General features: G+C 68.7%; 4 protein-coding genes, 1 tRNA gene and 1 rRNA gene. 5 read left to right on the top strand and 1 reads right to left on the bottom strand.

From position 1 onward, the window contains the following. From rrf to ACFYZ8_RS44220, 3 genes are all read left to right on the top strand, one after another. Positions 1 to 91: ribosomal RNA gene (gene rrf, locus ACFYZ8_RS44230) — 5S ribosomal RNA — on the top strand; the annotation flags it as partial. Between the two features lie 114 nt (positions 92 to 205). After that, positions 206 to 868, top strand: coding sequence for a DegT/DnrJ/EryC1/StrS family aminotransferase (locus tag ACFYZ8_RS44225; protein WP_388542477.1), 663 nt, complete (start codon positions 206 to 208; stop codon positions 866 to 868). A 74-nt stretch (positions 869 to 942) separates the two neighbouring features. Further along, positions 943 to 1018: transfer RNA gene (locus ACFYZ8_RS44220), tRNA-Thr, on the top strand. Between the two features lie 47 nt (positions 1019 to 1065). Here the strand turns inward: ACFYZ8_RS44220 and ACFYZ8_RS44215 are convergent. Then, complete coding sequence (locus ACFYZ8_RS44215) at positions 1066 to 3819, bottom strand: SpoIIE family protein phosphatase (RefSeq protein WP_359040205.1); 2754 nt, start codon at positions 3817 to 3819, stop codon at positions 1066 to 1068. A gap of 396 nt (positions 3820 to 4215) precedes the next feature. Between ACFYZ8_RS44215 and ACFYZ8_RS44210 the strand changes: the two genes are divergently transcribed. Further along, positions 4216 to 9687, top strand: coding sequence for a HAMP domain-containing protein (locus tag ACFYZ8_RS44210; protein ID WP_359040203.1), 5472 nt, complete (start codon positions 4216 to 4218; stop codon positions 9685 to 9687). Positions 9688 to 9931: 244 nt separating this feature from the next. After that, positions 9932 to 10615 (top strand): response regulator, encoded by a 684-nt coding sequence (locus ACFYZ8_RS44205; protein ID WP_359040201.1) that lies wholly within the window; start codon positions 9932 to 9934, stop codon positions 10613 to 10615. Positions 10616 to 10692 lie beyond the last annotated feature (77 nt).

Raw genomic sequence — 10692 nt, 5'->3', positions numbered from 1 at the left:
GCCCGGTTACATTCCGAACCCGGAAGCTAAGCCTTACAGCGCCGATGGTACTGCAGGGGGGACCCTGTGGGAGAGTAGGACACCGCCGAACAATCATTCAAAGGGTTGGATCCTGAACTTCGGTTCGGGGTCCAACCCTTTTTTGTTGTGCGTCACTTGAAGTTCACGTTGCACAACCACCATCCGCAGCATGGGTACTGCTGCAATGCTCAGGGCCGCCGGCGTCGGAGTCGGTGACGAGGTCGTCGTACCGGCCTTCGGGAACGTCGAGGTCGCCGAGGCGGTGACACTCGCAGGTGCGCTCCCGGTGTTCGCGGACATACATCCGGTCAGCTACTGCCTTGACGCGTCCGCTGTCGAAGCCGCCATAACTCCGCGGACGGCGGCCGTAGTTGTCGTCCACCGATTCGGGCGTCCCGCCGACATGGCGCGGCTGCTCGCGGTCGGGCAGCGGCACGGGCTGTTGGTGCTCCAGGAGGGCGAGTCGGAGGCGCCGTACGACGAGGTCGCTCAGCGCCGGGAGCGGGCCTGCTATCTCGACGGGAAGCTGCGCGGGGTGCGTACGCCCGACGGTGGGGACGGGCACACCTATCAGCAGTACGTCGTGCGCGTCCCGGGTAATGGGCGGCCGGATCGGGACGCCTTTGCGCGGGCCTTGCGGAGCAAGGGAGTCGAGTGCCGGGTGCCGGTGAAGACGCCCGTGCACCGGTTGCCTGAATTCCGGCGTTGTGTGTCGCTTCCGGAGACCGAACGGGCCGCCGACGAGACGCTTGCCCTGCCGGTGGACGCCTCGCTGACCAAGCGGGACATGCAGCGGGTCGTGGCCGCGTGCAATGCGCTCGGGGGGCTGCTTCAGCCTGCTTTCTGAGCGAGTTGGGAGCACGGGTCTGTTCGGGGTATGATCTATTCCGTTGCCGCGAGGGAAACCTCGAAAAGTGACAGGCCCCCTTAGCTCAGTCGGCAGAGCGTCTCCATGGTAAGGAGAAGGTCAACGGTTCGATTCCGTTAGGGGGCTCCAGCCAAAAGGCCCCGCCCATTCGGGCGGGGCCTTTTTCGTGCGCTCTCTCAGTCGTTGTGCAGGCCCGGGACGCGCATCGCCAGGATCGCCATGTCGTCGGACGGGGCGTCGGAGGCGAAGCGCTCGACCGCGCGCATGATGCGGGCGGCCACCGCGCCGGCCGTCAGGCCCGTGCAGGTGGTCAGCACGTCGGCGAGGCCGTCGTCGCCCAGCATGCGGGTGCCTTCCCGGCGCTCGGTGACGCCGTCCGTGACACAGAGGAGGACGTCACCCGGGTCGAGGGTGACCGTCTGCTCGTAGAGCTCCAGATCGTCCATGACGCCCAGGAGCGGCTGGGGTTCGGCGGCCGGTTCGACGGTGCCGTCCTGGCGCAGGCGGAGCGGGAGCGGGTGGCCGGCGCAGACGACCTTCAGGCGGGCGCTGCCGTCCTCCTGCGGCCACAACTCGCCGTAGAGGAGGGTCAGGAAGCGGCTGCGGGCGCCCTCGTCGAGGATCGCGGAGTTCAGGCGCTCCAGGACCGCCGGGCCGCTGAGGCCCTCCCTGGCCAGCAGGCGCAGGGCGTGCCGGGCGAGGCCTGTCACCGCCGCCGCGTTCGGGCCCGTACCGCAGACGTCGCCGATGGCGAAGCCGTACGCGCCGTCGCTGATGGGGAAGACGTCGTAGAAGTCGCCGCCGACCTCGTTGCCCTCGCCGGCCGCGCGGTAGATGACCTCGACCTCGACACCGTCGATCTCGGGCAGCTCGGGCGGCAGGAGGCTGCGCTGGAGGGACTGGCTGATGGCGGTGCGCTCGGAGTAGAGGCGGGCGTTGTCCAGGGCGAGGGCCGCCCGGCGGGACAAGTCCTCGGCCAGTTCCAGGATTTCCTGGCGGAAGTGTTCGTCGGCGGGCTTGCCAAGGGTCAGCATGCCGATGACGCGGTTGCGCGCGACCAGCGGGAGGACGACGGTCTCGCCGCCCACCGCGGAGGCCGTGGCGAGCGTGGGGCCGATTCCGGAGGCCAGCTGGTGGGTGGGGCCGCCGCTCAGGCCGAGGCTGCGCATGGAACTGCGCAGGGCCGCCTGGTGGGCCGCCTCGCCGGGGGCCGACCAGACGCGGGCGCCGGGAGTGGGGACCGGGTCCGGGGGCTGGACCTTCGACAGCAACGACTTGATGCCGTCGATGAGTTCCTCGTCCTCGTGCAGGACGTACGACAGATAGGGATCCGAGGCCTGGTCGGCGATCGTGTAGACGGCACACCAGGTGGCCAGGGTGGGGACGGTCATCTGGGCCATCAGGGCCAGCGTCTGGTCGCGGTCCAGGGTGCCGGCGAGGAGGTCGGAGGCCTCGACGAGGAAGCTCAGTGAGCCTCGGCGCAGCTTCTCCAGTTCACCCAGACGAGCCGACTCGACCGCCAACGCGATGCGGTCGGCGGCGAACTGGAGGCGCAGGGCCTCTTCGTTCGAGTATCTGCCGGGTCCTTCCGCGGCCACGCCCAGGGAGCCGGTGAGGCGGCCCTCCACCTTCAGCGGGACCGTGACGACCGAGCGCATGCCGGTGCCGTTCAGGAGCGGTACGGCGCCCGGTACGGCCGAGAGGTCGTCGTGGACGGCGGGCATACGGGCGGAGCTGTAGCGGCCGGGGCCCGCTTCGACGGGCACGCGCGCGAACCGCTGGCGGGCGGAGGGCAGGCCGGTGGAGGCGCGGACCTCCAGTTCCGTCTCGTCGTCGGTCGCGAGGAGCAGGAAGGCGGAGTCGCCGTCGAGCATGTCGCGCGCGCGTTCGACCGTGCGTTGGAGGAGGCCGTCGAGGTCGTCCGGGGGCGGCGAGCCGATGAAGACCTCGAAGGGGTCGCTGCTCTGGCCGTCGGAGGAGGTGCCGGCGTCGGCGGCTGACATGCGCAACGGCGTCTGGAGTACGGCCCGTTCGTGGTCGCGGACCAGGAGGCAGACCGTGGAGGGCTCGCCGCCGGTGTCGCGGACGCGCAGGTGGGAGGCGTAGACCGAGGTGACCCGGCCGTTGGCGGCCCTGATGCCGTAACTGCCCTCCCAGCGCGAGAGCTGGAGCGCCTCGGCGATTCCGGTGCTGGTGCCCGGGGTGTGCGGCCAGGCCGCGAGGTCGGTGAGGGGCTTGCCGATGACCTGCTCGGCGGCGTAGCCGAAGAGTTCCTCGGCGTCCTCGTTCCACGAGGTGATGGCGCAGGTGCGGTCGATCTGTACGACGGCGACGCGGACGCGGCCGTCGGCCAGCGGGAGGAGGTCCGCGGGCAGGGACGGTCCTGCGGTGCGGGTGCCCACCCGGCGTTCGGGGAGGTCGAGCTGGAACCAGACCTGCTTCTGGGTGGGGGTGTACTCGACGCCCCAGCGGCCGGCGAGCGCGGCGCACAGCTGGAGGCCCCGGCCGCCCTCGCGGTCGAGGTTGCCCATGTTGACGGCCTGGCCCTGGAGGGGGATCTCCCGCTCGGGGTAGCGGTCGGCCACCTCGATCCGTACGCCGTCGTCGCTGCGCAGGCACAGGACGTCCGCGGAGGTGCCCGCGTGCACGACGGCGTTGGTGACGAGCTCGCTGGTGAGCACCACCGCGTCGTCGACGATGTCGGCGAAGCCCCAGCCCTGGAGGGTGTCGCGGACGAAGGAGCGGGCCGTCGCCACCGATCGTCCGACGGGCTCGAAGCTGGCGGCCGCGCGCGCGGTGATCACAGAACTCCTCGAGCCGTTGTCGACGTGCAGGGCTGCCTGGCCGACCGGCTCGTGCCGCTGCTGCGGCAGACCGCCCGTCGGCCGGGGATCCGGGTTCTGTCCCCCGGGGATCAGTCCGGTGGTCATGTGTGCGGCCGCCCTCCGATGCCCGCTCGTGCTCGTGCCACCGCCCAGGCCGGACGGACCGGCTCGGCTGGACAGCCGCATGCAAGGTTACTTACCTTCGACGGCCATGCGGATGCCGGTCTGCAGTGTTTCCGTCCGGAGGGTGTGCGGACGATGTGCGAAGCTGCCGAACTGTTATGGCCGGGTTCAACCAGGGTGAAACACTGGGCAAGCTCCTGAAGAAGGTTCGGGCAGGCCGAGTGGCTTGAGCGCAGGGCGGGCAGCAGCCCGTGGTGCGGCTTTGCACGCCTGGTTGAAATATCGCTGTAGTAAGCAGGAGTACGCGGCAGCAACCGGCATGCCGCGCCGTACCACCCGAGCACAACAGTAACGGTCGACCCCTGCGGGAGGGACACAGTGGAGTCTGGCGCAGCGACGCGGGGCACTAGGACGCGCGCGAAGGGCGGACAGTCCCCGAGCGGCCAGCGCAAGCCGCGGGGCGGGACCACCGCGGTGGACACGGCTGCCCTGGACCGGCTGCTGGCCGCGCTGGTCTCGATGCGTGACGGGAACTTCCGCAGGCGGCTCACGGTGTCCGGCGACGGCGTGATGTCGGAGATCGCGGCGGTCTTCAACGAGGTGGCCGACCGCAATCTGCATCTCACGGGTGAGCTGTCGCGGGTGCGGCGCATGGTGGGCCGCGAGGGCAAGCTCACGGAACGGCTGGAAACAGGCGCCTGTGAGGGCTCCTGGGCATCCGCCATCGACGCCTCCAACGCGCTCGTGGACGATCTCGTACGGCCCGTCTCCGAGGTCGGCCGGGTGCTGTCCGCGGTCGCGGAGGGCGATCTGTCGCCCCGGATGGAGCTCAGGACGCAGGCGCCGGACGGGACGGGGCATCCGCTGCGCGGGGAGTTCCTGAAGGTCGGGCGGACTGTGAACAACCTTGTCGATCAGTTGTCGACCTTCACCGACGAGGTCACACGCGTGGCCAGTGAGGTCGGCACCGAGGGCAAGCTCGGCGGACAGGCACGCGTGCGGGGCATGTCGGGTTCCTGGAAGGACCTGACCGAGTCCGTCAACACGATGGCGTACCGGCTGACGGCCCAGGTGCGCGACATCGCGCTGGTGACCACGGCGGTCGCCAAGGGCGACCTGTCCCGCAAGGTCACGGTCCACGTGGCCGGCGAGATGCTGGAGCTGAAGAACACCGTCAACACGATGGTGGACCAGCTCTCGTCCTTCTCCTCCGAGGTGACCCGCGTCGCGCGCGAGGTGGGCGTCGAGGGCGAGCTCGGCGGCCAGGCGCAGGTGCCGGGTGTGGCCGGGGTGTGGAAGGACCTCACCGATTCGGTGAACCTCATGGCCGGCAACCTGACGGCCCAGGTGCGCGGGATCGCCCAGGTGACCACGGCGGTCGCCAGCGGTGACCTGTCGCAGAAGGTGACGGTCTCCGCACGTGGTGAGGTCGCGCAGCTCGCCGACACGATCAACCAGATGACCGAGACGCTGCGGATCTTCGCGGACGAGGTCACGCGTGTGGCCAACGAGGTCGGCGGTGAGGGGCAGCTCGGCGGGCAGGCGAACGTGCCGGGTGCGGCGGGGACGTGGAAGGACCTCACCGACTCGGTGAACACGGTCTTCCGGAACATCACCATCCAGGTGCGGGACATCGCGGCCGTGACCACGGCCGTGGCCAACGGTGATCTGTCGCAGAAGGTCACCGTCGACGTGTCCGGCGAGATGCTGGAGCTGAAGAACACCGTCAACGGGATGGTGGACCAGCTCTCCGCGTTCGGTGCCGAGGTCACGCGCGTGGCGCGCGAGATCGGTGTCGAGGGTGAGCTGGGCGGACAGGCGCAGGTGCCGGGGGCGGCCGGTACCTGGAAGGACCTGACCGACTCCGTCAACACGGCGTTCCGGAATCTCACCGGACAGGTGAGGAACATCGCCCAGGTGACGACGGCGGTGGCCAACGGCGACCTGTCGCAGAAGGTCACCGTGGACGTCTCCGGCGAGATGCTCCAGCTGAAGAACACCGTGAACACGATGGTGGACCAGCTGTCCGCCTTCGCCGACCAGGTGACGCGGATGGCCCGGGACGTGGGCACCGAGGGCCGCCTGGGCGGTCAGGCCGTCGTACCGGGGGTCTCCGGGACCTGGAAGGAGCTCACCGACTCCGTCAACTTCATGGGTGGCAACCTCACCTCCCAGGTGCGCCAGATCGCCCAGGTGACGACCGCGGTGGCCCGGGGTGACCTCTCCCAGAAGATCGACGTGGACGCGCGCGGGGAGATCCTGGAGCTGAAGAACACCATCAACACGATGGTCGACCAGCTGTCCGCCTTCGCCGACCAGGTGACCCGCGTGGCCCGCGAGGTGGGCACCGAAGGACGCCTCGGCGGACAGGCGCAGGTGCCCGGTGTCGCCGGCGTGTGGCGGGACCTCACCGACTCCGTGAACGGAATGGCAGGAAACCTTACTGCCCAGGTGCGCAACATCGCCCAGGTGGCCACCGCGGTGGCCCGGGGTGACCTCTCCCAGAAGATCGACGTCGATGCGCGCGGGGAGATCCTGGAGCTGAAGAACACCCTCAACACCATGGTGGACCAGCTCTCCAGCTTCGCCGACCAGGTGACGCGGGTGGCCCGTGAGGTGGGTACCGAGGGCATCCTGGGCGGTCAGGCCGAGGTGCAGGGGGTCTCCGGCACCTGGAAGGACCTCACGCAGTCCGTGAACTTCATGGCGAACAACCTGACCATTCAGGTGCGCAACATCGCCGAGGTCACCACCGCCGTCGCCAAGGGCGACCTCTCCAAGAAGATCACCGTCGACGCGAAGGGCGAGATCCTCGAACTCGTCACGACCGTCAACACGATGGTCGACCAGCTGTCGTCCTTCGCCGAGCAGGTGACCCGGGTGGCCCGTGAGGTGGGCACCGAGGGCCAGCTGGGCGGTCAGGCGCGGGTCCCGGGTGTCACGGGCATCTGGAAGGACCTCAGCGACAACGTGAACCTGATGGCCAACAACCTGACCATGCAGGTGCGCAACATCTCCCAGGTCGCCAACGCGGTCGCCAACGGTGACCTGACGCGGACGGTGACGATCGAGGCGCGCGGTGAGGTCGCGCAGCTCGCGGACACCTTCAACACCATGGTGAAGACGCTGAGTTCGTTCGCCGACCAGGTCACCAAGGTGGCCCGCGAGGTGGGCACGGACGGCATCCTGGGCGGCCAGGCGCGGGTGCCCGGTGTGGCGGGCACCTGGAAGGACCTCACCGAGTCGGTGAACCAGATGGCGTCCAACCTCACCGGTCAGGTGCGGAACATCGCCATGGTGACGACGGCCATCGCCAAGGGCGACCTGACGAAGAAGATCGACATCGACGCCCGCGGCGAGATCCTGGAGCTGAAGACGACCATCAACACGATGGTCGACCAGCTGTCCTCCTTCGCCGAGGAGGTCACCCGGGTCGCCCGCGAGGTGGGTACCGAAGGACAGCTCGGCGGTCAGGCACGCGTGCGTGACGTGGACGGCACCTGGCGGGACCTCACCGAGTCCGTGAACGAAATGGCAGGAAACCTCACCCGGCAGGTGCGAGCCATCGCGCGCGTGGCGACCGCGGTGACCCGGGGTGACCTGAACCTGAAGATCGACGTGGACGCCTCCGGAGAGATCCAGGAGCTCCAGGACTACATCAACAAGATGATCGCCAACCTGCGCGACACCACGATCGCCAACAAGGAGCAGGACTGGCTCAAGGGCAACCTGGCCCGTATCTCGGCGCTGATGCAGGGGCGCCGGGACCTGGAGGACGTGGCCTCGCTGATCATGAGCGAGCTGACGCCGGTGGTGAGCGCGCAGCACGGTGCGTTCTTCGTCGCGATGCCGCTGCTCGACGGCAAGGACCTGAGCGCGGAGGCCGAGGACAAGTACGAGCTGCGGATGCTCGGGTCGTACGGCTACTCGATGGGCTCCATGCCGACGTCGTTCCGGCCGGGGGAGGCGCTCATCGGGACGGCCGCCGAGGAGAAGCGCACGATCCTGGTGGAGAACGCGCCCAGCGGCTATCTGAAGATCTCCTCCGGTCTCGGCGAGGCGCCGCCCGCGCAAGTGATCGTCCTCCCGGTGCTGTTCGAGGGCAAGGTGCTCGGTGTCATCGAGCTCGCGTCCTTCACACCCTTCACGCAGATCCAGAAGGACTTCCTCAACCAGATCGCCGAGATGATCGCGACCAGCGTCAACACGATCTCCGTCAACACCAAGACGGAGGTACTGCTGAAGCAGTCGCAGGAGCTGACCGAGCAGCTGCGGGAGCGGTCGGCCGAGTTGGAGAACCGGCAGAAGGCGCTTCAGGCGTCCAACGCCGAGCTGGAGGAGAAGGCCGAGCTGCTGGCCCAGCAGAACCGCGACATCGAGGTCAAGAACACCGAGATCGAGGAGGCGCGCCAGGTCCTGGAGGAGCGCGCCGAGCAGCTCGCCGTGTCCATGCGGTACAAGAGCGAGTTCCTGGCCAACATGTCGCACGAGCTGCGCACGCCGCTCAACTCGCTGCTGATCCTCGCCAAGCTGCTCGCCGACAACGCGGACTCCAACCTCACCCCGAAGCAGGTCGAGTTCGCCGAGACCATCCATGGCGCGGGCTCCGACCTGCTCCAGCTCATCAACGACATCCTCGACCTGTCGAAGGTCGAGGCGGGCAAGATGGACGTCTCGCCGACGCGTATCGCCCTCGTGCAGCTCGTGGACTACGTGGAGGCCACGTTCCGGCCGCTGACCGCGGAGAAGGGCCTGGATCTGTCCGTGCGGGTCTCGCCCGAGCTGCCCGCCACGCTGCACACCGACGAACAGCGGCTGCTCCAGGTGCTGCGCAACCTGCTGTCCAACGCGGTGAAGTTCACCGACTCCGGAGCCGTCGAGCTGGTCATCCGGCCCGCCGGGCGGGAGGTCCCGGTGGCGATCCGGGAGCAGCTGCTGGAGGCCGGTTCGCTGCGCGACCCGGACGCCGACCTGATCGCGTTCTCGGTGACCGACACCGGCATCGGTATCGCCGCCAGCAAGATGCGGGTGATCTTCGAGGCGTTCAAGCAGGCCGACGGCACGACGAGCCGCAAGTACGGCGGCACGGGCCTCGGGCTGTCGATCTCGCGGGAGATCGCGCAACTGCTCGGCGGCGAGATCCACGCGCAGAGCGAGCCGGGACGCGGATCGACGTTCACGCTGTATTTGCCCCTGCACCCCAGCGAACTGCCGCCGCAGGGCTACCAGCAGGCCATGCCCGCCCTGGAGGCCGGCGACCTGGTGGCGTCCACGTCGGAGAACGGGCGTTTCGAGGCCGAGGTCGAGACCCCGGCCGAGGTGAAGTCGTACCAGGAGACGCAGAACGGTGCCGCGGCGCTGTTCCGGCGCCGTCGCAGGACCGCACCGGCCCTCGAACAGCGGATCGGACAGCCGGACCAGTGGTCGGCGGTGGAGCACCAGTCCGCGCCGCAGCCGCGCCGGGGCATCAGGTTCGGCGGGGAGAAGGTGCTGATCGTCGACGACGACATCCGCAACGTCTTCGCGCTCACCAGCGTCCTCGAGCAGCACGGGCTGTCCGTGCTCTACGCGGAGAACGGCCGTGAGGGCATCGAGGTACTGGAACAGCACGAGGACGTGGCGGTCGTCCTGATGGACATCATGATGCCCGAGATGGACGGTTACGCGACGACCAACGCGATCCGCAGGATGCCGCAGTTCGCAGGGCTGCCGATCATCGCGCTGACCGCCAAGGCGATGAAGGGCGACCGGGAGAAGGCGATCGAGTCGGGGGCCTCCGACTACGTGACCAAGCCGGTCGATCCCGATCATCTGCTGTCGGTGATGGACCAGTGGATGCGAGGGGAGTGATGGGAATCGGTGGAGTTCACGCGGAGTTGCTGACTCAGTGTGCCCGACGCCGTGTAGAAGTACGGGATTCGGGGAACCTTCTGGTCTCCCACTACGTTTCTGCTACGTGCACAGTGACATCGCGGTGACAGGGTGTGGCGACAGACAGGGTGCGGCTACGATGACCGGCACAAGGACGGGCGGCGAAAGGGAGTCGTCCCCAGGGGCGGCACCCGGTGCACATCCGGGGCGAGGAGGGCGGGCCATGGTGCAGAAGGCCAAGATCCTCCTGGTCGATGACCGGCCGGAGAATCTGCTGGCGCTGGAGGCCATCCTCTCCGCGCTCGATCAGACACTGGTGCGGGCATCGTCCGGGGAGGAAGCGCTCAAGGCACTGCTCACGGACGACTTCGCGGTGATTCTGCTGGATGTCCAGATGCCGGGCATGGACGGTTTCGAGACCGCGGCGCACATCAAACGGCGGGAGCGGACCCGGGACATCCCGATCATCTTCCTCACCGCCATCAACCACGGTCCGCACCACACCTTCCGGGGGTACGCGGCAGGCGCGGTGGACTACATCTCCAAGCCGTTCGACCCGTGGGTGCTGCGCGCCAAGGTCTCGGTGTTCGTCGAGCTCTACATGAAGAACTGCCAGCTGCGGGAGCAGGCGGCGCTGCTGCGGCTCCAGTTGGAGGGTGGCGGAGGCAAGGCGGCCGTCGGGGACACGAAGGAGCCGGCGGGTCTGCTCGCCGAGCTGTCCGCGCGACTGGCCGCGGTCGAGGAACAGGCCGAGGCCCTCTCCAAGCAGCTGGACGACGAGTCCGCGGACGCTGCCGCGGTGGCCACCGCGGCCCATCTCGAACGCAAACTCACGGGGTTGCGGCGGGCGCTGGACGCGCTGGAGCCGGGGACGGGAAGTTCCCCGTCGGTGTCCTCGCCGAACTGAGCGGACTGACCTATGGGCAAGTGTTCGTGAGTCTCCCGCGGGTGAGCCGCCGTCAGCTCGGCACCTCTCCGGAAGCG

Origin of the sequence: Streptomyces sp. NPDC001668, assembly GCF_042893155.1 — a bacterium.
Classification (GTDB): Bacteria; Actinomycetota; Actinomycetes; order Streptomycetales; family Streptomycetaceae; genus Streptomyces.
This window is presented reverse-complemented; position numbering and strand designations above follow the sequence as displayed.

Bases quoted from the DNA above. Each gene is read 5' to 3' on its own strand.
- ACFYZ8_RS44205 (WP_359040201.1), top strand. From the start codon at position 9,932: ATGGTGCAGAAGGCCAAGATCCTCCTGGTCGATGACCGGCCGGAGAAT.
- ACFYZ8_RS44215 (WP_359040205.1), bottom strand. From the start codon at position 3,819: ATGACCACCGGACTGATCCCCGGGGGACAGAACCCGGATCCCCGGCCG.
- ACFYZ8_RS44225 (WP_388542477.1), top strand. From the start codon at position 206: ATGCTCAGGGCCGCCGGCGTCGGAGTCGGTGACGAGGTCGTCGTACCG.